This is a genomic window from Paraburkholderia sp. 2C, assembly GCF_054589215.1.
The window spans coordinates 553,376-574,401 of sequence record NZ_BAAILL010000049.1 but is presented as its reverse complement, the minus strand read 5'-3'; the positions used below and the strand labels follow the sequence as shown (position 1 = coordinate 574,401).

The following is a 21,026-nucleotide window of genomic DNA, read 5'->3' as shown; positions in this document are numbered from 1 at the left end:
AAGTTTTATACGCGAACGAACCGGCAGGCGCACGTCAAGCCGCACGGACCGCGTCGCGCCGGTGGTCGTTGCTTCCCCGCTGTTTCCTTTAAGCAACATAGTCTAAAATTAACGTTTGGCTACCAAAACCCCCTGTTTTGAGGGCTCGAATGCGCCGGTTGCGACTGCATTCGGAGGGTGGCCCGACTGGAGGAGCAGGATGCTGCTTGACGACTTGATTACCGAGTTCGATCGCGGTTTGCGATCGATGACAGGCGTGTCGCGCATGAGCCGCCCGATGCCGGTGCCGGCTCAACGGGCCGATACCGCGGATATGGCCGACGCAGCGGACGCGAGCGATGCCGCCGAACGCGTCGAAATGTCCACGCAGGAACGCGCGCACGCGGCCGGCCTCATGCGTGTCAATCATGTCGGCGAAGTCTGCGCGCAGGCGCTGTATCAAGCGCAGAAACTCGCCACGCGTTCCCCCGCACTGAAGCAAGCCTTCGAAAATGCCGCGCGCGAAGAGGAAGATCACCTCGCGTGGACGGCGAAGCGCCTCGAGGCGCTCGATTCGCGTCCGAGTCTCCTGAACCCGTTGTGGTACGCAGGGGCGCTTGCGATCGGCTTCGCCGCGGGACGTTTCGGCGACCGTGTGAGCCTCGGTTTCATGGCCGAGACCGAGCGCCAGGTCGAGCAGCACCTGAACGGCCACATGGAAGCGCTGCCCGCCGCGGATCACGAATCGCGCGCCGTCGTCGAGCAGATGCGCGCCGACGAAGCGGCGCACGGGAAAGCCGCGATGGACGCGGGCGGGATCGAACTGCCGTTTCCCGCACGGGCGCTGATGCGCGCGGCGTCGAAAATCATGACGACAACGGCATACCGCATCTGAACGCATTGAATCTTTTCGCCGGGATTTACCGTTGGACGGCGTTTACCACGCCGTCCTTTCGCCTTGCCTGAACCTCGCTCGACCTCTACCGCCGATATCCGCGTCATTGTTCGCTTTGCACGCCGGATCCCACCCCGCCAAATCCCTAAAATCCGCGCTTTCTCGCCCGACTTCTCAAGTACTACCTTCACAAGTCTCACTATCTGATTCATTTATAACGATTTTCCCGTTTACGTCTGACTTGAACGACCGTCGCTAAGTCCTTGTTCTAGCAAACAAAATTCGTTAAAAATCGGCCCGCCTCCCTTGACCCGTGTTTGGGGTTCCTCTAAAGTGGGAGACAGTGTGAGAAAGTGTATTTTTGTGTGATCTACCCGCGTATTTCGGGTAAGTTTTCGAGACCGGGCGGCGTCTTACAACGCCCTCACAAAGGGGAGTTGAAGTGTTCCAAGGGGCGTCGGCGCTGACACTCGATGCGAAAGGGAGGATGTCCATCCCGGCTCGCTATCGGGATGCGCTGCAAGGACAGGCAGAAGGCCGGGTGACGATTACCAAGCACCCGGACGGCTGCCTGTTGCTGTTTCCGCGCCCCGAATGGGAGGTCTTCCGCACGAAAATCGCCGCGCTGCCGATGGAAGCCAAGTGGTGGCAGCGGATCTTTCTCGGCAATGCAGCCGACGTCGAACTCGATACGGCCGGGCGCGTGCTCGTGTCGCCCGAGTTGCGCATCGCGGGCTCGCTTGAAAAAGACGTGATGTTGTTAGGAATGGGAAGTCACTTCGAGTTGTGGGACGCACAGACCTACAACGCGAAGGAACAGGCGGCGATGGCGCAGGGCATGCCCGAAGCGCTGAAAAACTTCACATTCTGACCGCGGGTGATCGACATGGCGCCTGCGATGGGAAAGGAGTTGCAGCATCGCACGGTGCTGCTGGAGGAAGCGGTCGACGCGCTGGTGACGCGCACGGACGGCGTCTATGTGGACGGCACGTTCGGGCGCGGCGGCCACAGTCGGGCGGTGTTGGGCAAGCTCGGCGAGGCGGGCCGGCTGATCGCATTCGATAAAGATCCGCTTGCGATCGAAACGGCGCAACGCATGGCCGATCCGCGTTTCGAAATCGTGCATCAGAGTTTTGCATCACTGCGCGACGCGTTGGTGTCGCGCGGGGTAGGGCGTGTGTCGGGTGTATTGCTGGATTTGGGCGTGTCGTCGCCGCAAGTCGACGATCCGGAGCGCGGCTTCAGTTTTCGCGCCGATGGCCCGCTCGACATGCGAATGGACCCGACGCGCGGCGAATCCGCCGCGGATTGGCTCGCGCGGGCCACGTTGCAGGAACTGACGGAGGTGATCAGAGATTATGGGGAAGAACGGTTTGCTGTTCAGATTGCAAAGGCGCTTGTTGCTCGCCGGGCAGAGTCCGAACGTCTTGGGCCTCTCGCAAGCACGGGCGAGCTTGCCCAAATCGTGGCTAACGCCGTCAAGACCCGTGAGAAGGGTAAGGACCCGGCAACCCGCACCTTTCAGGCTATACGGATTCACGTCAATCAAGAGCTTGCGGAGCTGCAAGTCGTTCTAGAGGCAGCGTTGTCGTTGCTGGAGCAAGGGGGGCGGCTGGTCGTGATCAGCTTTCATTCGCTCGAAGATCGCATCGTCAAGCGATTCATGCAGGCGCAGTCCACTGCGCCTGCGGTCGACCGCCGTCTGCCGATTCGTGCTGTCGACCTGCCGAGCCCTCCGTTCAAACTGCTAGGCCGTGTGTTCGCGAGCGACGCCGAAGTCGCCGCCAATCCGCGCGCCCGTTCCGCCGTGATGCGCGTTGCGGAGCGGATCGCGCCATGAACCGTCTCAATATCTTCCTGCTGATCGTCGTCATGGGCTGTGCCCTTTCCGTCGTGAACGCGACGAACCAGCAGCGCCAGTTCTTTATCCAGCTGCAGCGCGCGCAGTCGCAGGAGCGTCAGTTGCAGCAGGACTATTCGCAGCTTCAATATCAGCAGAGCGCGTTGTCGAAAACGTCGCGCATCGAGCAGCTCGCAACCGATTCGCTGAAGATGCAGCAGGCCACCACGGGCCGCACGCAATACGTCCAGCTCGAACCGGGCACCGCGACGGCCGAGGACGCGCCGATTCCGACGTCCGGGCCCGCATCGGGGCCGGTGAACGCACGAGCGGCGGCATCGGACCTCCAGGCACAAGCGGCACAAGCCGCAAGCTCCCGCGGAGGCGCGCGATGATGAAGAAATCGTCGAATCGCAAGAGCGTTGCGTTTTCCGCCAACCCCATTCTTTCTGTGCGCCTGCCGATGTGGCGCTCGAAGCTGGTCGTGTTCCTGCTGTTCATGGCGTTCGTCGCATTGGCCGGACGCGCGTTCTGGATCCAGGGGCCCGGCAACGCGTTCTATCAGAAGCAGGGCGAAAGCCGCTATCAGCGCACCATCGAATTGCCGGCGACGCGCGGCAAGATTCTCGATCGCAACGGTCTCGTACTCGCGACGAGCCTGCCCGTGCGCGCGATCTGGGCGATTCCCGAGTCGGTGCCGGACGATCTCGGCGCGGACAAGCTGCAGCAGCTCGGCAAACTGCTCGATATGACGCAGAAAGAGCTGCGCGCGAAGCTGTCCGAAGACAAAACCTTCGTTTACGTGAAGCGCCAGGTGCCGGTCGACGTCGCGGCCCAGGTCGCCGCGCTCGACATTCCCGGTATTTATCAGCGCAACGAATACAAGCGCTTTTATCCGGAAGGCGAGATCACCGCGCACCTGATCGGCTTTACGAATGTCGAGGACGAAGGCCAGGAAGGCGTCGAGCTCGGCGACCAGAAGATGCTCGCCGGCATGTCCGGCAGCCGTCGCGTGATCAAGGACCGCATGGGCCACATCGTCGAAGACGTCGACGAGACGGTCGTGCCGCACAACGGCAAGGATGTCGAGCTGTCGATCGACAGCAAGATTCAATACATCGCTTACACAAACCTTAAAGCGGCCGTGCAGAAGTTCAAGGCGAAAGCGGGCGCTGCGATGGTCGTCGACGTGCGCACGGGCGAAGTGCTCGCGCTCGTCAATTACCCGACCTACAACCCGAACGACCGCTCGCACCTGACGGGCGAGCAACTGCGCAACCGCATCCTCACCGACGTGTTCGAGCCGGGCTCGATCATGAAGCCGTTCACGGTGTCGCTCGCGCTCGATCTGCATCGCGTGTCGCCGACTACACTGGTGGATACGGGGCCGGGACGCTTTGTCCTCGACGGCGCCACGATCACTGACGACAGCGCGTTCGGCGTGCTGACGGTCGGCGGCGTGATCCAGAAGTCGAGCAACATCGGCGCGACGAAGATCGCGATGCAGCTCAAGCCCGAAGAGATGTGGAACATGTATACCAGCATCGGTCTCGGCCAGGCGCCGAAGGTCGGTTTTCCGGGCGCGGCGGCGGGCCGTCTGCGTCCGTGGAAGAGCTGGCGTCGTATCGAGCAGGCGACGATGTCGTACGGCTACGGCCTGTCGGCGTCGCTGTTCCAGCTCGCACGCGCGTATACCGCGATCGCGCACGACGGCCAGATCATGCCGATTTCGATTTTCCATACGCCGGGCGACCAGCCGCTGGCCGGCACGCAGGTGTTTTCGCCGACCACGGCGCGCGAAGTGCGCACGATGCTCGAAGCGGTGGTGTCGCCGGCCGGCACGTCGCCCGATGCGGCCGTGCCCGGCTATCGCGTCGGCGGCAAGAGCGGCACCGCGTACAAGCACTCGGGCCGCGGCTACGACAAATCGAAGTACCGCGCATCGTTCGTCGGCATGGCGCCGATGCCGAACCCGCGCGTTGTGATCGCGGTATCGGTCGACGAGCCGACCGCGGGCAGCCACTTCGGCGGTCAGGTGTCGGGCCCCGTGTTCTCGGCGATCGCCGGCGACACACTGCGCTCGCTGAACGTGCCGCCCGATATGCCGATCAAGCAGATGGTCGTGTCGGACGACACGAACCAGACCGAGTCCGTCGCGTCGGCCGGGAACAATGGCGATGCGCCGACCGGCGCTGTGAAGAGTGCAGCGAAGAAAGTCGCCGCGTCGAACCACGCGAACGACGCAAACAACACGAAGAAGTTCGCCGCGAAAATTGCGACCCGCGGCACGTCCGCGAAGAAGCTGACGATCTCGAGCAACGCGAAGGAACACCCGGGAGTCGTGCGATGAGCGCGCTGCGTTTCTCCCATCCGGCGCGTCCGCAGATCGACGACGCCCTCGCGTGGCTGAGCGCGCATGTGAAGTCCGGTGCGCAACTGCATGCGGACACGCGTTCGCTCGCGAACGGCGACGCTTTTCTCGCGTATGCGGTCGAAGGCGCGGACAACCGGCCGTTTATCGATCACGCGATCGAACGCGGCGCCGCGGCGGTGCTTTACCAGCCGGAAGGCTTGACGACGACAAAACCCGCCGCCGCGATTGCCCACGCGGTGCCCGCACTGAACGAACTCGCGGGCGCGATTGCGAGCGCCTGGTACCACGACCCGAGCGACGCGATGCGCGTGATCGGCGTGACCGGCACGAACGGCAAGACGTCGTGCACGCAATGGATTGCAACCGCGCTGTCGGCGCACGGCACGCCGTGCGCGGTGATCGGCACGCTCGGCAGCGGCATGCCCGGGCATCTCGTTCATACCGGCTTTACGACGCCCGATGCACCGCAACTGCAACGCAACCTCGCGCATTTGCGTAATGAGGGTGCGCAGGCGATCGCGATGGAAGTGTCGTCGCATGCCTTGCATCAAGGGCGCGTAAACGGCACCAAATTCGATATCGCGGTATTCACGAACCTGACCCAGGACCATCTCGACTATCACCGCACGTTTGCCGCGTACGAAGCGGCGAAAACGCGTCTTTTCGAATGGCCCGAGCTGCGCGTCGCCGTCATCAACGCCGACGACGAAGCGGGGCGCCGCCTTATTGCCAGCACGAAAGGGCATGCGCGCACGATCGCGTATTCGCTCGAAGGCGGCGTGGGGGCGGCCGATGTCAGCGCGCTGCTCGCCGATCAGGCGCTGATCGCCAGCGCCGTGCGCGCGACCGCCACGGGCACCGCGTTTCATCTGGTCTCCGACTGGGGCAGCGCCGATGTCGAAGTCGGCACGCTCGGCGCGTTCAACGTCAGCAATCTGCTCGGCGTGCTCGGCGCGCTGCTGGCGGCGAATGTGCCTTTCGACGCCGCGCTCGAGGAAATCGCCAGACTCGAGCCGGTGAACGGCCGCATGCAGCGCCTCGGCGGCCGTCTGCAAAACGACGAGCCGCTTGTCGTGATCGACTACGCGCACACGCCGGACGCGCTCGAAAAGACGCTTGCCGCCTTGCGCCCGATCGCACAGGCGCGCGGCGGCGAGCTTGTCTGCATGTTCGGCTGCGGCGGCGATCGCGATGCGACGAAGCGCCCGCTGATGGGCGCGATCGCCGAACGCAGCGCGGACGCGCTCGTCGTGACCAGCGACAATCCGCGCGGCGAAGATCCGCAAACGATCATCGATCAGATCGTCGCCGGCATGACGCAGCCGTCGAAAGCGCGCTGCATCGAAGACCGCGCGAGCGCGATCCTGCAGGCGATCCGCAGCGCGGCGCGCGAAGACGTGATCGTGCTCGCGGGCAAGGGCCACGAAGCCACACAGGAAATCATGGGCAAGAAGCGCGAGTTTTCGGATCAGGACCATGCACGGCTCGCGCTTGCCGCGCGTGCGACGCAAGCGCGCGGAGGGGGCGAATGATGGCGACCGGATCAGGCAAAACGAAAGCGATGTTCTCGCTGCGCGAAGCCGCCGCGCTGATTCCGGGCGCGACCGTGCTCGGCGACGATTCGGTCACGTTCGACCGCGTCTCGACCGACAGCCGCACCGCAGGGCCCGGCGATCTGTTCGTCGCGCTCAAGGGCGAGCGCTTCGACGCGCACGACTTCCTGACCGAGGTCGCGAGCCGTCAGGTGAACGCGGCGCTCGTCACACGCAGTCCCGGCGACTGGCGCCTGCCCGCATTGCGCGTGGCCGATACGCGCGTCGCGCTCGGCGCGCTCGCGCGCGGCTGGCGCCGCCGTTTCGCGATGCCGCTCGTCGCGGTCACGGGCAGCAACGGCAAGACGACGGTCAAGGAAATGATCGCGTCGATCTTCGCGGCCGAGGTCGGCGAAGCCTCGCGCCTTGCGACCGCCGGCAACTTCAACAACGACGTCGGTCTGCCGCTCACGCTGTTCCGCCTGAGCGACGCGCACCTGCTCGCCGTCGTCGAGCTCGGCATGAATCACCCGGGCGAAACGCAACTGCTCGCGAAGATCGCGGAGCCGACCGTCGCGGTGGTCAACAACGCGCAGCGCGAGCACCAGGAATTCATGGCGACCGTCGAAGCGGTCGCGCTCGAACACGCCAGTGTGATTCATGCGCTGACGCCCGACGGCATCGCCGTGTTCCCGGCCGACGACGCCTATTCAGGCATCTGGCGCGTCGCGGCAACCGGCAACAACGTGATCGATTTCGCGCTGAACACCGACGAATGCATAACCGAAGCCGCCGTCACGGGCCGCTTCGACGGCCGCACGCTCAGCATCGTCACGCCGCAGGGCGGCATCGATGTGACGCTGCAGGTGCTCGGCGCGCACAACGCCCGCAATGCGCTGGCCGCGACGGCCGCCGCGCTCGCGTCAGGCGTGTCGCTCGATGCGATCCGGCGCGGTCTCGAATCGTTCGGCGCGGTGAAGGGCCGTCTGCAGCTCAAGCGTGCGGCGCTCGGCACGCTTGCCGGCGCGACCGTGATCGACGACACGTACAACGCGAATCCCGATTCGATGCGCGCGGCGATCGACGTGCTCGCGGCGCGTCCGTCGCCGCGCGTGCTCGTGATGGGCGATATGGGCGAAACCGGCGACGAAGGTCCGGCGTTTCATCGCGAGATCGGCGCGTACGCAAAAGAGTGCGGCGTCGATGCGCTGTATGCGATGGGCGATGCATCGCGCGACGCGTGCGCCGCGTACGGTCCGCCGGCGCAGCACGCCGCCGATCCGGCCGCGCTCGTTGCGCAATTGCAGCAGGGCGGCTACACGGCAACCGCAACATTTCTGGTGAAAGGCTCGCGCTTCATGCAAATGGAGCGCGTGGTGGACGCCTTGACAAGTCCACAAACCGATGCGACGGGCGACACGCCCGCCGCGCATTGAAAGAGAAGGGAACCACGCATGCTACTGGCGCTGGCGCAATGGCTGCAGAATGACGCAAGCTTCTTGCGCGTGTTCAGTTATCTGACTTTTCGCGCGGTCGCAGCGACGATTACCGCGCTGCTGATCGGGCTGGTGTGCGGTCCGTGGGTGATCCGCAAGCTGACGGCGATGAAGGTGGGCCAGGCGGTGCGCACGAACGGTCCGCAAACGCACCTCGTCAAATCGGGCACGCCGACGATGGGCGGCGTGCTGATTCTGATCGGCATCGCCGTGTCGACCTTGCTGTGGGCCGATCTGACCAACCGGTTTATCTGGATCGTGATTCTGGTGACGTTCGGCTTCGGGCTGATCGGCTGGGTCGATGACTACCGCAAGGTGGTCTACAAGGATCCGCGCGGGATGTCGTCGCGCGAGAAGTATTTCTGGCAGTCGGTGATCGGCCTGTTCGCGGCCGTGTATCTCGCGTTCAGCGTTTCCGAAGCGAGCAACGTGCGCGTGTTCGACCTGTTCATGGCGTGGGTGCGCAGCGGCTTGTCGATGGGCCTGCCCGCGCGCGCCGACCTGATGCTGCCGTTCCTGAAGTCGATCAGCTATCCGCTCGGCGTCTGGGGCTTTATCGCGCTCACCTATCTGGTGATTGTCGGCGCGAGCAACGCGGTCAATCTCACCGACGGTCTCGACGGCCTCGTGATCATGCCCGTCGTGCTCGTCGGCGCATCGCTCGGCGTGTTCGCGTACGTGATGGGCAGCTCGGTCTATTCGAAGTATCTGCTGTTCCCGCATATCCCGGGCGCCGGCGAATTGCTGATTTTCTGCTCCGCGATCGGCGGAGCGGGCCTCGCGTTTCTCTGGTTCAACACGCACCCCGCGCAGGTGTTCATGGGCGACGTCGGCGCGCTGGCGCTCGGCGGCGCGCTCGGCACCGTTGCGGTGATCGTGCGCCAGGAGATCGTGCTTTTCATCATGGGCGGCATCTTCGTCGCCGAAACGCTTTCCGTGATGCTGCAAGTCACGTGGTTCAAATATACGAAGCGCCGTTATGGCGAAGGCAGGCGCATCTTCAAGATGGCGCCGCTGCATCACCACTTCGAGTTATCGGGATGGAAAGAAACGCAGGTGGTCGTGCGTTTCTGGATCATCACGTTGATGTTGTGCCTGTTCGGTTTGTCCACGCTCAAGTTGCGCTAAGCAGCACAAAGGAAAGCAAGCGATGTTCGGCGAGAAGTTTCGGGATCGGCAAAAGCCGATGGTGCTCGTGCTGGGGCTCGGTGAATCGGGCCTCGCGATGGCGCGCTGGTGCGCGCGGCACGGTTGCCGCCTGCGCGTAGCCGACACGCGCGAAGTGCCGCCGAATCTGTCCGCGCTCGAAGCGCATCGGGTCGATGCCGATTTCGTCGGCGGCGCGTTTTCGACGGTGCTGCTCGAAGGCGTCAAACTCGTTGCGATCAGCCCCGGGCTGTCGCCGCTTGCCGCCGATCTGCTGCCGCTGATTACCGCCGCGCGCGAACGCGATATTCCGGTGTGGGGCGAGCTCGAGTTCTTTGCGCAGGCGTTGAAGACGCTCGGTGAAAGCGGCTACGCGCCGAAGGTGATCGCGATCACCGGCACCAACGGCAAGACCACGACCACGAGCCTGACCGGTTTGCTCTGCGCACGCGCGGGCAAGAAGGTCGCGGTGGCCGGCAATATCAGTCCGGCCGCGCTCGACAAGCTCAGCGAAGCGATCGACAACACCGCGCTGCCCGATATCTGGGTGCTCGAGTTGTCGAGCTTCCAGCTCGAAACCGCGCATACGTTCGCGCCGGACGCCGCCGCCGTACTGAACATCACGCAGGACCATCTCGACTGGCACGGCGGCCTCGATGCGTACGCGGCCGCGAAGGGCCGTATCTTCGGCGCGAACACGGTGCGTGTGCTGAACCGCGACGACGCGCGCGTGATGGCGCTTGCGACCGCGGCGGACAGTGCCGCGCCGGTCGTCACGTTCGGCCTGAACGAACCGGCGCGCGACGGCGACTACGGCTTGTTGCGCGACAACGGCATGCTGTGGCTCGTCGAAGGCGAAGACCGCGATGCCGCCGAGGAACCGATGCCATCGCGCCGCCGCAAGGCCGAAAGCACGACGCCGCCGAACATCGCGTTGAAGCGCCTGATGCCGGCCGACGCGCTGCGCATCCGCGGCTTGCACAACGCGGCAAATGCGCTCGCCGCGTTTGCGCTGGCGCGCGCGGTCGGGCTGCCGGGCGCGCCGCTCCTGCACGGCTTGCGCGAATACCGCGGCGAGCCGCATCGCGTCGAGCTGATCGCGTCGGTGGACGGCGTCGATTACGTTGACGACAGCAAAGGCACGAACGTCGGTGCGACGGTTGCGGCGCTTGACGGTCTCGCGCAGCGCGTCGTGCTGATTGCCGGCGGCGACGGCAAGGGTCAGGAATTCGAACCGCTGGCGGCGCCCGTCACGCGCTGGTGCCGCGCGGTGATGCTGATCGGCCGCGACGCGCCACGCATTCGCGAAGCGCTCGCCGACACCGGCATCGCACTCGCCGATCACGCGACGCTCGAAGAAGCGACGCGCGCGGCGAGCGCGCTCGCGCAGCCCGGCGACGCCGTGCTGCTGTCGCCCGCGTGCGCGAGCTTCGACATGTTCAAGGGTTATGCGCACCGTGCCGAGGTGTTCCGCAGCACGGTCGAGGACATTGCCGCCGAACGGGGGACGATGATATGAGCTGGTCGGAACGCTTCGGATCGCGCCTCTCAGGGCAACGCGGCTCGGTCGCGTCTGGAAAGATCTCGGGTGCGGGAACGGGCGCCACGCATGGCGCCACATCGGGCCGCGGCATTGCGGGCGGGCTCGCTAGCGCCGTCAACGGCGTGCGCCCGCTGCGCTCGCGCATGCTCGATTACGACCATTCGCTGCTGTGGGTCGCGGTCGCGCTGCTCGGCCTCGGCGTCGTGATGGTGTATTCGGCGTCGATCGCCATGCCCGATTCGCCGAAGTACGCGTCGTACCGCGACTACGCGTTTCTCGTGCGGCAGATTCTGTATGTGTTTCTCGGCGGCGTGATCGGCATCGTCACCTTCCGCATTCCGATTTCGACGTGGGACAAGTACGCGCCGAAGCTCTTCCTGATCGCGCTCGCCGCGCTCGTGATCGTGCTGATTCCGCACATCGGCAAGGGCGTGAACGGCGCGCGCCGGTGGATTCCGCTCGGCATCACGAATATGCAGCCATCGGAAATCATGAAGCTCGCCGTGACGATCTACGCAGCGAACTACACGGTGCGCAAGCAGGAATACATGCACAGCTTCGCGAAGGGCTTTTTGCCGATGGGCTTCGCGGTCGGCGTCGTCGGCATGCTGCTGCTGCTCGAGCCGGATATGGGCGCCTTCATGGTGATCGCCGCGATTGCGATGGGCGTGCTGTTTCTCGGCGGCGTGAACGGCAAGATTTTTGGCGGGCTGGTGGCCACCGCGGTCGGTACATTCACGCTGCTCGTGTGGGCGTCGCCGTGGCGCCGCGAGCGGATTTTCGCGTACCTCGATCCGTGGGACGACCGCTACGCGCAAGGCAAGGCCTATCAGTTGACGCACTCGCTGATCGCGTTCGGCCGCGGTGAATGGTTCGGCGTGGGCCTCGGCGGCAGCGTCGAAAAGCTCAACTATCTGCCCGAAGCGCACACCGACTTCATTCTCGCCGTGATCGGCGAGGAACTCGGCTTTGTCGGCGTGATGGTCGTGATTCTGCTGTTCTACTGGATCGTGCGCCGCGCCTTCGAAATCGGCCGTCAGGCGCTCGCGCTCGACCGCACGTTCGCCGGCCTCGTCGCGAAAGGCATCGGCATCTGGTTCGGTGCGCAGACCTTTATCAATATGGGCGTGAACCTCGGTCTTCTGCCGACCAAGGGGCTCACGTTGCCGCTCGTCAGCTACGGCGGTTCCGGCATTCTGCTCAATTGCCTCGCGATCGCCGTGCTGCTGCGCGTCGATTATGAAAACCGGGTGCTGATGCGCGGAGGGAAGGTATGACGCGACTCGCAACCGATCCGCGCACGCTGATGGTGATGGCCGGCGGCACCGGGGGACACGTGTTCCCGGGGCTCGCCGTCGCGCATCGGATGCAGGCGTGGGGGTGGCGCGTCGTGTGGCTCGGCAACCCGACCGGAATGGAGGCGACGCTCGTGCCGAAGCACGGCGTTCCGATCGAGTTCGTGCGCTTCGGCGGTTTACGCGGCAAAGGCATGAAAACCAAGCTGATGCTGCCGCTGAACCTGCTGCGTGCGTGCGCGGAAAGCCTCGCGGTGCTGCGTCGCGTGAAGCCCGACGTCGTGCTCGGCATGGGCGGCTACATCACCTTTCCGGCTGGCGTCATGACGTGGCTGTCGGGCCGCTCGCTCGTGCTGCACGAACAGAATTCGATCGCGGGCCTCGCGAACAAGGTGCTCGCGAAGCTCGCGAAACGCGTGCTCGTTGCGTTTCCGGATGCGCTGCCGAACGCGGAATGGACCGGCAATCCGATTCGTGAGGAACTTGCGCGCGTGCCGGCACCCGAAGCACGGTATGCATTGCGAAGCGGTCCTTTGAATGTGCTCGTGGTCGGCGGCAGTCTCGGCGCCGCCGGCCTCAACGAAGTCGTGCCGAAAGCGCTGGCGCACCTCGCGCCGAACGAGCGGCCGCGCATCGTGCATCAGGCGGGCGCAAAGCACATCGACGCGGCGCGCGCGAACTACGTGGAAGCCGGCATCGAAATCGGCAACGCAGCGGGAGACGACGTGCACCTGGTGCCGTTTATCGACGACATGACGAGCGCCTACGCGAACGCGGATCTCGTGATCTGCCGTTCGGGCGCGATGACGGTCGCCGAGATCGCGGCCGTCGGTGTCGCGGCGTTCTTCGTGCCGTTCCCGTTTGCCGTCGACGATCACCAGACCACGAACGCCGCATTTCTCGCGCAGAACGGCGCGGCGGTCGTCGTGCAACAGCGCGATCTGTCGGCGGAGAAGCTTGCCGACTGGCTGCGCGGACAGACGCGCGAAACGCTGGTCGACATGGCGAAGCGTTCACGGTCGCTGGCCAGGCCCGATGCGACCGAACAGGTTGCGCAGATTTGCGCAACCGTAGCGGGGTTCGCGCACAGCGCGGTCCCGGAAGGAAGTCAGCAATGAAACATATCGTCAAACATATTCACTTCGTCGGGATCGGCGGCGCCGGGATGAGCGGCATCGCCGAGGTACTCGTCAATCTCGGCTATCAGGTGAGCGGCTCGGACCTCGCGCGCAATGCGGTGACCGAGCGCCTCGCCGCGCTCGGCGCGCGTATCGCGATCGGGCACGACGCGGAAAACATCGAAGGCGCAAATGCGGTCGTCGTGTCGACGGCCGTGCGCGGCGATAACCCCGAAGTGCTCGCGGCGCGCCACCGGCGCATTCCGATCGTGCCGCGCGCGGTGATGCTCGCGGAACTGATGCGCTTGAAGCAAGGCATTGCGATCGCCGGCACGCACGGCAAGACCACGACCACGTCGCTGGTCGCGAGCGTGCTCGCCGCGGGCGGTCTGGATCCGACTTTCGTGATCGGCGGGCGGCTGATCAGCGCCGGCGCGAACGCGCGTCTGGGCACGGGCGACTTCATCGTCGCCGAAGCGGACGAGTCGGATGCGTCGTTCCTGAATCTGTTCCCGGTGATCGAAGTCATCACGAACATCGACGCCGATCACATGGACACCTACGGCCACGACTTCGCGCGGCTCAAGCAGGCGTTCATCGAATTCACGCACCGGCTGCCCTTTTACGGCATCGCGGTGCTGTGCGTCGACGATCCGAACGTGAAGGAGATTCTGCCGTTCGTGTCGAAGCCGATCATCCGTTACGGATTCGCGGCCGATGCGCAAGTGCGCGCGGTCAATGTGGTCGCGCGCGAAGGCCAGATGCATTTCACCGCGATGCGCGAAGACGCGGCGCCGCTCGACATCGTGCTGAACCTGCCCGGCATGCACAACGTGCAGAACGCACTCGCGGCGATTGCGATTGCGACTGAACTCGAAGTGAAAGACGCCGATATCCAGCGAGCGCTGGCGGAATTCAATGGTGTCGGCCGGCGTTTTCAACGGTATGGCGAGGTGCCGGTCGCCGATGGCGGCGCGTACACGCTGGTCGACGACTACGGGCATCACCCGGTCGAAATGGCCGCGACGATCGCGGCCGCGCGCGGCGCGTTTCCCGACAAGCGGCTGGTGCTCGCGTTTCAGCCGCATCGCTTCACGCGCACGCGCGATTGCTTCGAAGACTTCGTGAAGGTGCTGTCGACGGTCGATGCGCTCGTGCTGACCGAAGTCTACGCAGCCGGCGAGGCGCCGATCGTCGCCGCGGACGGGCGTTCGCTCACGCGCGCGATCCGCGTGGCGGGAAAGATCGAACCGGTGTTCGTCGAAACGGTCGATGAAGTGCCGGAAGCGCTCGCGGCCGTGGTGCGTGCGGGCGATGTGGTGATCACGATGGGTGCGGGATCGATCGGCGGTGTGCCGGGCCGGTTGGCCGTAGCAAATGAAGGTGCGAAATGAGTAGTGTGAATCCAAAGGACTTCGGCAAGGTGGCTGTGCTGCTCGGCGGTGAATCCGCCGAGCGCGAAGTGTCGCTGAACTCCGGCCGTCTCGTCTTGCAGGGCTTGCGCGAAGCCGGCATCGACGCGCATCCGTTCGATCCGTCCGAGCGGCCGCTCGCGGCGCTGAAAGACGAAGGCTTCGTACGCGCCTTTAATGCGCTGCACGGCGGCTATGGTGAAAACGGCCAGATTCAGGGCGCGCTCGATTTCTACGGCATCCGTTATACGGGCAGCGGCGTGCTCGGCTCGGCGCTCGGGCTCGACAAATTCCGCACGAAGCTCGTCTGGCAGCAGCTCGGCGTGCCGACGCCGCCGTTCGAAGCGGTGCTGCGCGGCGACGACTATGCCGCGCGCGCGAAAGACATCGTCGCGAAGCTCGGCTTGCCGCTCTTCGTGAAGCCGGCGAGCGAAGGCTCGAGCGTCGCGGTAATCAAGGTGAAAGCGGCCGACGCGCTCGTCGCGGCGCTCGAGGAAGCGGCGAAGTACGACACGATCATCGTCGTCGAGAAGAGCATCGAAGGCGGCGGCGAATACACGGCGTGCGTGTGCGGCGATCTCGATCTGCCGATCATCCGCATCGTGCCGGCCGGCGAGTTCTACGACTATCACGCGAAGTACATCGCGAACGACACGCAGTATCTGATTCCGTGCGGTCTGGAGCCCGCGGTCGAAGCGCATCTGAAGGCGCTGTCGCGCCGCGCGTTCGATGTGCTCGGCTGCACCGACTGGGGCCGCGCCGATTTCATGATGGACGCGCAAGGCAACCCGTATTTCCTGGAGGTGAACACGGCGCCGGGCATGACCGATCACTCGCTGCCGCCGAAAGCGGCGCGCGCGGTCGGCATCAGCTATTCGGAGCTGGTCGTGAAGATCCTGTCGCTGACGCTGAAAGACTAACGGGCCAACATGTGGAACAACGTTCGCCAGCTGAACCTCGCCGCCAACGCGCTCAACGCGTTGCTGGTGCTCGTGCTGCTGGCGGCGGGCGCGTACTGGCTGATCCAGCGCCCGAACTTCGCGCTGCGCGAGATCCGCATCGACGGCGATACCGAGCACATCAACTCGCCGACGGTGCGCGCGACGGTGGTCGGCCGGCTGAAGGGCAACTTCTTCACCGTCGACCTCGACGCTGCGCGGCAGTCGTTCGAGCAGATGCCGTGGGTGCGGCATGCGAGCGTGCGCCGTGTGTGGCCGAATGCGCTGTCGGTGACGCTCGAGGAGTACAAGCCGCTTGGCACGTGGGGCAGCGATCAGCTCGTGAGCGTCGACGGCGAGCTCTTCACCGCGAACCAGGGCGAGCTCGAACAGGAATTGCCGGCGTTCGACGGGCCGGATGGGTCAGCGAAGGAAGTCGTCGCGCGTTATCGCGACTTCGAGAAGTGGTTTGCGTCGATCGGGGCGACGCCGGACGAAGTGACGCTGTCGCCGCGTTATGCGTGGACCGTGAAGCTGTCGAACGGCATGCAGGTCGAACTGGGCCGCGAGCGCAATCAGGACACGCTGTACGACCGTTGCCGGCGTTTGACGGCGGCGTGGTCGGCGGTGACGCAGCGCTGGGGGAAGGACATCGAGTATGCGGACTTGCGTTATCCGAACGGTTTTGCGATTCGTGCAGCTGGCATGCGCTTCATTACGGAACCCGACAAGGGCAAGAAGTAACAGGACATCACTCGCAATGAGCACGCTATGAGTAAAGACTATAAAGATCTGCTGGTGGCCCTCGATATCGGGACGGCGAAAGTCGTGGCGATTGTCGCCGAGCTGAAAGGCGAAGGTCACTACGAAGTGATCGGCCTTGGCCAGAGCGAGTCGAAGGGGCTCAAGAAAGGCGTGGTGGTGAATATCGAAGCCACCGTGCAGTCGATCCAGCGCGCGCTCGAGGAAGCGGAGCTGATGGCCGACTGCAAGATCACGAATGTGTTCACCGGCATCGCAGGCAGCCATATCCGCAGCTTCAATTCGAGCGGCATGGTCGCGATCAAGGAGAAGGAAGTCACGCAAACAGATGTGGCGCGGGTGATCGAAACGGCGAAGGCGATCAACATTCCGACCGACCAGCAGGTGCTGCATATCCTCACGCAGGAATTCATCATCGACGGCCAGGAAGACGTGCGCGAGCCGATCGGTATGAGCGGCATCCGGCTTGAAGTGAAGGTGCATATCGTGACCGGCGCCGTGAGCGCGGCGCAGAACATCGTGAAGTGCGTGCGCCGCTGCGGGCTCGAAGTGAACGATCTGATCCTGCAGCCGCTCGCGTCGTCGCTCGCGGTGCTGACCGATGACGAGAAAGAACTGGGCGTGGTGCTCGTCGATATCGGCGGCGGCACGACCGACATCGCGATCTTCAGCGAAGGCGCGATCCGTCATACGGCGGTGATTCCGATCGCCGGCGATCAGGTGACGAGCGACATCGCCATGGCGCTGCGCACGCCGACGCCGGATGCGGAAGACATCAAGGTCGGCTACGGCATCGCGAAACAGGCACTGGCCGATCCGGACGAAATGATCGAAGTGCCGGGGCTCGGCGAGCGCGGTCCGCGCACGCTGTCGCGCCAGGCGCTCGCGGCCGTGATCGAGCCGCGTGTCGAAGAACTGTTTTCGCTCGTGCAGCAGGTCGTGCGCGAGTCGGGTTACGAGGAACTGCTGAGCTCCGGCGTGGTGCTGACCGGCGGCGCATCGATGATGCCCGGCATGGTCGAGCTCGGCGAGGACATTTTCCTGAAGCCGGTGCGGATCGGGGTGCCCGAATACGCGGGCGGTCTCGCGGACGTGGTGCGCAATCCGCGCTATTCGACCGCGATGGGTCTGCTTGTCGAAGGGCGCTCGCAGCGCATGCGCGGCCGTAAGGTTGCTGTGCAGTCCGGCTCGATGGGACAGGTGTTCACGCGCATGAAGGACTGGTTCCTCGGCAACTTTTAACGAATCGAATTCGCGCCGGTGCCGGCGGCCGGCGCGCGACAGGGGGTTGCCCGATCCCCTGCCGGATAACGGCCGATTGAGACTTTTTTCTTGACGGAGGCAATATGGAATTCCAGATGCTGGAAACGGAAACCAACGGCACTATCATCAAGGTGATAGGCGTCGGTGGGGCGGGCGGCAACGCGGTGCAGCACATGATCAACCGCGGCGTGCAGGGCGTCGACTTCATCGTGATGAACACGGACGCGCAGGTGTTGTCGCGTTCGCGCGCGAGCACGGTGCTGCAGCTCGGCAAGACCGGTCTCGGTGCGGGCGCCAAGCCGGAAATGGGCCGCGCGGCCGCTGAGGAAGCGCGCGAGCGCATTGCCGACTCGATGCGCGGCGCGCATATGGTGTTCATCACCGCAGGCATGGGTGGCGGCACCGGCACCGGCGCGGCACCGGTCGTCGCGCAGATTGCGAAGGAAATGGGGATTCTGACGGTCGGCGTCGTGAGCAAGCCGTTCGAATTCGAAGGCGGCAAGCGCATGCGCGTCGCCGAAGCAGGTTCGCAGCAACTGGAGGATCACGTCGACTCGCTGATCGTCGTTCTGAACGACAAGCTGTTCGAGGTGATGGGCGATGACGCCGAGATGGACAAGTGCTTCCAGTGCGCTGACGATGTGCTGAACAACGCCGTAGCCGGCATCGCGGAAATCATCAACGTCGACGGTCTCGTGAACGTCGACTTCGAAGACGTGAAGACGGTGATGGGCGAGCAGGGCAAAGCGATGATGGGCACGGCGACGGTGGCCGGCGTCGATCGCGCGCGTCTTGCGGCCGAGCAGGCGGTTGCAAGCCCGCTGCTCGAAGGCGTCGATCTGTCGGGTGCGCGCGGCGTGCTCGTCAATATCACGTCGAGCCGTTCGCTGCGTCTGTCGGAAACGCGCGAAGTGATGAACACGATCAAGAGCTATGCTGCCGACGACGCAACGGTGATTTTCGGCGCCGTGTACGATGACGCGATGGGCGACGCGCTGCGCGTGACCGTCGTGGCGACGGGCCTGGGCCGGGCTGCGAAGAAACAGCAGTCGACACCGATGACGCTCCTGCGCACCGGTACCGACAACGCTCCGGTCAATAATCACGCAATGCAGCACGGCTACGCAACGCAACCGGCGCAGACGGCGGACTACGGTTCGCTCGATACGCCGGCCGTGTGGCGCACGTCGCGCGATACCGCGGCTTCGCACGTGCAGGCGCTGCAGGAAAAGGGCGTCGACACGTACGACATCCCGGCTTTCCTGCGCAAGCAGGCTGACTGACACGCGAGGAGCGGGCTTTCGTCGCGGCGCACTCTGCGTTGGCACGTGCTGCATGTGCTGCATTAGCGTGGTGGCGCCCTTCGAATGCACGAGCGTGACAGTGGAACGGCTCACAGACCGCGTCTCGCAAGACGCGCGGCAAGGACGGTTGCCCTCTTCGAATTTTCGAAGCGGCCGGACCGGTTTTGCCATGCTCATTGATGAAATGAGGTCGGATCAAACGCCGGTTTCCATGTGCGCTTTTGCACGTATAAGTGCGTGCGGCTCCCGCATCGAGTGAAGGAACGAGCATGATCAAGACTGGTGAAAAACTGCCCGACGCGACCGTTTTCGAAATGATCGACGAGGCGCGCGAGGGCTGCACGATCGGAGCGAACAGCTTCAGCGTGAGTCATGAAACGGCGGGCAAGCGCGTGGTGATCTTCGGATTGCCGGGCGCGTTCACGCCGACCTGTTCGGCCAAACATGTGCCGGGTTACGTCGAAGCGGCCGAGAAGTTGCGTGCCGCGGGCATCGACGAAATCTGGTGCGTGTCCGTCAACGACGCGTTCGTGATGGGCGCGTGGGGACGCGATCAGCGCACCGCGGGCAAGGTGCGCATGATGGCGGACGGTAGTGCGGCTTTCACCAGGGCACTCGGTCTGGATCAGGATTTGTCGGCGCGTGGCATGGGCATCCGCTCGCAGCGCTACGCGATGGTGGTCGACGATGGCGTGGTCAAGACGCTCAACGTCGAGGCACCCGGCAAATTCGAAGTCAGCGATGCGCAGAGCGTTCTCGCGACGTTGAAGTAGTCCGGTTGTTGCGTTACGGCAACGTCAATGGTGACGCCATTGTGACAGGCCGTAACGTGTCCAACCGCTGGGCCGGTGACTGGAAACGCCTCCATTCCGGGCATCGGCCCCCCTTCGTTTGAACAGGCATCGCAGCATTCGCGTCTCGCGTAACGTCGCGAAACAGATTGATACGACCAGACGGCGATGCCTCAGAGGCCGATGGAGTATAATCGGCTCTATGGGTTAAAAAGTCTCGATTGGCGATTTCAATCGCTGGTCCTCGACGTTGCCTTTGTTTGCAGTTGCGCTTGATCGCAGTTGCGCTTGTTTGCAACGTTCAGGCCTCGCAACGTTCAGGTGCAAGGCCAATCGGGATGCTGAATGGAACAGAAAACCATCATGTTGAAGCAGCGCACTATCAAATCGATCGTCAAGACGGTCGGCATCGGCTTGCATTCGGGACGCAAGGTCGATCTGACGCTTCGTCCTGCGGCCCCGGATACCGGCATCGTCTTTGCGCGCGTGGATTTGCCCACGCCGGTGGACATCCCTGCGTCGGCGATGGCGATCGGCGATACGCGGCTCGCATCGGTACTGCAGAAGGACGGCGCACGCGTGTCGACGGTCGAGCACCTGATGTCCGCCTGCGCGGGCCTCGGCATCGACAACCTCTATGTCGACGTCACCGCTGAAGAAATTCCGATCATGGACGGCAGCGCCGCCTCGTTCGTGTTTCTGATCCAGTCGGCCGGCATCGAGGAACAGAACGCCGCGAAGAAGTTCATCAAGGTGAAGAAGCCGGTCGAAATTCGCGATGGCGACAAGTTTGCGCGCCTCGATCCGTATTTCGGCTTCAAGCTCAAGTTCACGATCGACTTCCGCCATCCGGCCGTCGATAAGACCGGCCAGGCCCTCGAGGTCGATTTCGCGAACACGTCGTATGTGCGCGAAATCGCGCGTGCGCGTACGTTCGGTTTCGCGCATGAAGTGGAAACGATGCGCGAACTGGGCCTGGCGCGCGGCGGCAGCATGGACAACGCAATCGTGCTCGACGAGTACCGCATTCTGAATAACGACGGGCTGCGTTACGACGACGAGTTCGTCAAGCACAAGATGCTCGACGCGATCGGCGACCTGTATGTGGTCGGCCATCCGCTGCTCGCGTCGTATGACGCGTACAAGTCGGGCCATGGTCTGAACAATGCGCTGCTGCGCGAGCTGCTCGCGCATGAAGATGCGTACGAAATCGTCACGTTCGACGATCCGCAGAAGGCGCCGCGCGGTTTTGCGTACGATACGCAGACGGCGTTTGCATAAGCGCTGCGCGCGGGGCGGTTTGCCTCGCGTACGGCACCCCATGCCGGCTAATGAAGA

At 64.2% G+C, this 21,026-nt stretch carries 18 protein-coding genes; all 18 read left to right on the top strand.

Features of this window, described 5'->3' with window-relative positions; genetic code table 11:
- The first annotated feature begins 199 nt into the window (after positions 1 to 199).
- The gene (coq7, locus tag ACYPXD_RS26885; RefSeq protein ID WP_459718472.1) at positions 200 to 874 is read left to right on the top strand and encodes a 2-polyprenyl-3-methyl-6-methoxy-1,4-benzoquinone monooxygenase; all 675 of its coding nucleotides are present in this window, start codon (positions 200 to 202) and stop codon (positions 872 to 874) included.
- Positions 875 to 1,316: 442 nt separating this feature from the next.
- Positions 1,317 to 1,745: a division/cell wall cluster transcriptional repressor MraZ gene (mraZ, locus tag ACYPXD_RS26880; protein WP_075158241.1), complete on the top strand. Its 429-nt coding sequence runs from the start codon at positions 1,317 to 1,319 to the stop codon at positions 1,743 to 1,745.
- 15 nt (positions 1,746 to 1,760) lie between these two features.
- Positions 1,761 to 2,714, top strand: a complete 954-nt coding sequence (gene rsmH / locus ACYPXD_RS26875; RefSeq protein WP_459718467.1) for a 16S rRNA (cytosine(1402)-N(4))-methyltransferase RsmH — start codon at positions 1,761 to 1,763, stop codon at positions 2,712 to 2,714.
- The gene (gene ftsL, locus ACYPXD_RS26870) at positions 2,711 to 3,109 is read left to right on the top strand and encodes a cell division protein FtsL (RefSeq protein WP_459718464.1); all 399 of its coding nucleotides are present in this window, start codon (positions 2,711 to 2,713) and stop codon (positions 3,107 to 3,109) included. Before rsmH ends, ftsL begins: the two co-directional genes overlap by 4 nt.
- Positions 3,109 to 5,064, top strand: coding sequence for a peptidoglycan D,D-transpeptidase FtsI family protein (locus ACYPXD_RS26865; protein WP_459718525.1), 1,956 nt, complete (start codon positions 3,109 to 3,111; stop codon positions 5,062 to 5,064). The genes ftsL and ACYPXD_RS26865 overlap by 1 nt, the downstream gene beginning before the upstream one ends.
- On the top strand, positions 5,061 to 6,620 hold the full coding sequence (locus tag ACYPXD_RS26860; protein ID WP_459718459.1) for a UDP-N-acetylmuramoyl-L-alanyl-D-glutamate--2,6-diaminopimelate ligase: 1,560 nt from the start codon (positions 5,061 to 5,063) through the stop codon (positions 6,618 to 6,620). The genes ACYPXD_RS26865 and ACYPXD_RS26860 overlap by 4 nt, the downstream gene beginning before the upstream one ends.
- Complete coding sequence (locus tag ACYPXD_RS26855; protein WP_459718456.1) at positions 6,617 to 8,056, top strand: UDP-N-acetylmuramoyl-tripeptide--D-alanyl-D-alanine ligase; 1,440 nt, start codon at positions 6,617 to 6,619, stop codon at positions 8,054 to 8,056. The genes ACYPXD_RS26860 and ACYPXD_RS26855 overlap by 4 nt, the downstream gene beginning before the upstream one ends.
- An 18-nt stretch (positions 8,057 to 8,074) precedes the next feature.
- On the top strand, positions 8,075 to 9,244 hold the full coding sequence (gene mraY / locus ACYPXD_RS26850) for a phospho-N-acetylmuramoyl-pentapeptide-transferase (protein WP_075158236.1): 1,170 nt from the start codon (positions 8,075 to 8,077) through the stop codon (positions 9,242 to 9,244).
- 22 nt (positions 9,245 to 9,266) lie between these two features.
- Complete coding sequence (gene murD, locus ACYPXD_RS26845; RefSeq protein WP_459718450.1) at positions 9,267 to 10,781, top strand: UDP-N-acetylmuramoyl-L-alanine--D-glutamate ligase; 1,515 nt, start codon at positions 9,267 to 9,269, stop codon at positions 10,779 to 10,781.
- A complete protein-coding gene (gene ftsW / locus ACYPXD_RS26840) occupies positions 10,778 to 12,082 on the top strand; it encodes a putative lipid II flippase FtsW (protein ID WP_459718447.1) in 1,305 nt (434 codons plus the stop codon). The genes murD and ftsW overlap by 4 nt, the downstream gene beginning before the upstream one ends.
- A complete protein-coding gene (murG, locus tag ACYPXD_RS26835) occupies positions 12,079 to 13,218 on the top strand; it encodes an undecaprenyldiphospho-muramoylpentapeptide beta-N-acetylglucosaminyltransferase (protein ID WP_459718443.1) in 1,140 nt (379 codons plus the stop codon). Before ftsW ends, murG begins: the two co-directional genes overlap by 4 nt.
- A complete protein-coding gene (gene murC, locus ACYPXD_RS26830) occupies positions 13,215 to 14,612 on the top strand; it encodes a UDP-N-acetylmuramate--L-alanine ligase (RefSeq protein ID WP_459718440.1) in 1,398 nt (465 codons plus the stop codon). The genes murG and murC overlap by 4 nt, the downstream gene beginning before the upstream one ends.
- Positions 14,609 to 15,550 (top strand): D-alanine--D-alanine ligase, encoded by a 942-nt coding sequence (locus ACYPXD_RS26825; RefSeq protein WP_459718436.1) that lies wholly within the window; start codon positions 14,609 to 14,611, stop codon positions 15,548 to 15,550. The genes murC and ACYPXD_RS26825 overlap by 4 nt, the downstream gene beginning before the upstream one ends.
- A 9-nt stretch (positions 15,551 to 15,559) precedes the next feature.
- Positions 15,560 to 16,312, top strand: a complete 753-nt coding sequence (locus ACYPXD_RS26820; RefSeq protein WP_459718433.1) for a cell division protein FtsQ/DivIB — start codon at positions 15,560 to 15,562, stop codon at positions 16,310 to 16,312.
- Positions 16,313 to 16,339: 27 nt separating this feature from the next.
- A complete protein-coding gene (gene ftsA, locus ACYPXD_RS26815) occupies positions 16,340 to 17,572 on the top strand; it encodes a cell division protein FtsA (protein WP_075158229.1) in 1,233 nt (410 codons plus the stop codon).
- 104 nt (positions 17,573 to 17,676) lie between these two features.
- Complete coding sequence (ftsZ, locus tag ACYPXD_RS26810) at positions 17,677 to 18,876, top strand: cell division protein FtsZ (RefSeq protein WP_459718429.1); 1,200 nt, start codon at positions 17,677 to 17,679, stop codon at positions 18,874 to 18,876.
- 290 nt (positions 18,877 to 19,166) lie between these two features.
- Positions 19,167 to 19,670, top strand: a complete 504-nt coding sequence (locus tag ACYPXD_RS26805; protein WP_459718426.1) for a redoxin family protein — start codon at positions 19,167 to 19,169, stop codon at positions 19,668 to 19,670.
- Positions 19,671 to 20,051: 381 nt separating this feature from the next.
- Positions 20,052 to 20,969, top strand: a complete 918-nt coding sequence (lpxC, locus tag ACYPXD_RS26800) for a UDP-3-O-acyl-N-acetylglucosamine deacetylase (RefSeq protein ID WP_459718521.1) — start codon at positions 20,052 to 20,054, stop codon at positions 20,967 to 20,969.
- The last annotated feature ends 57 nt before the right edge of the window (positions 20,970 to 21,026 follow it).

Bases quoted from the DNA above. Each gene is read 5' to 3' on its own strand.
- ACYPXD_RS26805 (WP_459718426.1), top strand. From the start codon at position 19,167: ATGATCAAGACTGGTGAAAAACTGCCCGACGCGACCGTTTTCGAAATG.
- mraY (WP_075158236.1), top strand. From the start codon at position 8,075: ATGCTACTGGCGCTGGCGCAATGGCTGCAGAATGACGCAAGCTTCTTG.
- ACYPXD_RS26825 (WP_459718436.1), top strand. From the start codon at position 14,609: ATGAGTAGTGTGAATCCAAAGGACTTCGGCAAGGTGGCTGTGCTGCTC.
- rsmH (WP_459718467.1), top strand. From the start codon at position 1,761: ATGGCGCCTGCGATGGGAAAGGAGTTGCAGCATCGCACGGTGCTGCTG.
- ACYPXD_RS26855 (WP_459718456.1), top strand. From the start codon at position 6,617: ATGATGGCGACCGGATCAGGCAAAACGAAAGCGATGTTCTCGCTGCGC.
- ftsA (WP_075158229.1), top strand. From the start codon at position 16,340: ATGAGTAAAGACTATAAAGATCTGCTGGTGGCCCTCGATATCGGGACG.
- coq7 (WP_459718472.1), top strand. From the start codon at position 200: ATGCTGCTTGACGACTTGATTACCGAGTTCGATCGCGGTTTGCGATCG.
- ftsL (WP_459718464.1), top strand. From the start codon at position 2,711: ATGAACCGTCTCAATATCTTCCTGCTGATCGTCGTCATGGGCTGTGCC.
- murD (WP_459718450.1), top strand. From the start codon at position 9,267: ATGTTCGGCGAGAAGTTTCGGGATCGGCAAAAGCCGATGGTGCTCGTG.
- ACYPXD_RS26820 (WP_459718433.1), top strand. From the start codon at position 15,560: ATGTGGAACAACGTTCGCCAGCTGAACCTCGCCGCCAACGCGCTCAAC.
- murG (WP_459718443.1), top strand. From the start codon at position 12,079: ATGACGCGACTCGCAACCGATCCGCGCACGCTGATGGTGATGGCCGGC.
- lpxC (WP_459718521.1), top strand. From the start codon at position 20,052: ATGTTGAAGCAGCGCACTATCAAATCGATCGTCAAGACGGTCGGCATC.
- ACYPXD_RS26860 (WP_459718459.1), top strand. From the start codon at position 5,061: ATGAGCGCGCTGCGTTTCTCCCATCCGGCGCGTCCGCAGATCGACGAC.
- ftsW (WP_459718447.1), top strand. From the start codon at position 10,778: ATGAGCTGGTCGGAACGCTTCGGATCGCGCCTCTCAGGGCAACGCGGC.
- murC (WP_459718440.1), top strand. From the start codon at position 13,215: ATGAAACATATCGTCAAACATATTCACTTCGTCGGGATCGGCGGCGCC.
- ftsZ (WP_459718429.1), top strand. From the start codon at position 17,677: ATGGAATTCCAGATGCTGGAAACGGAAACCAACGGCACTATCATCAAG.
- ACYPXD_RS26865 (WP_459718525.1), top strand. From the start codon at position 3,109: ATGAAGAAATCGTCGAATCGCAAGAGCGTTGCGTTTTCCGCCAACCCC.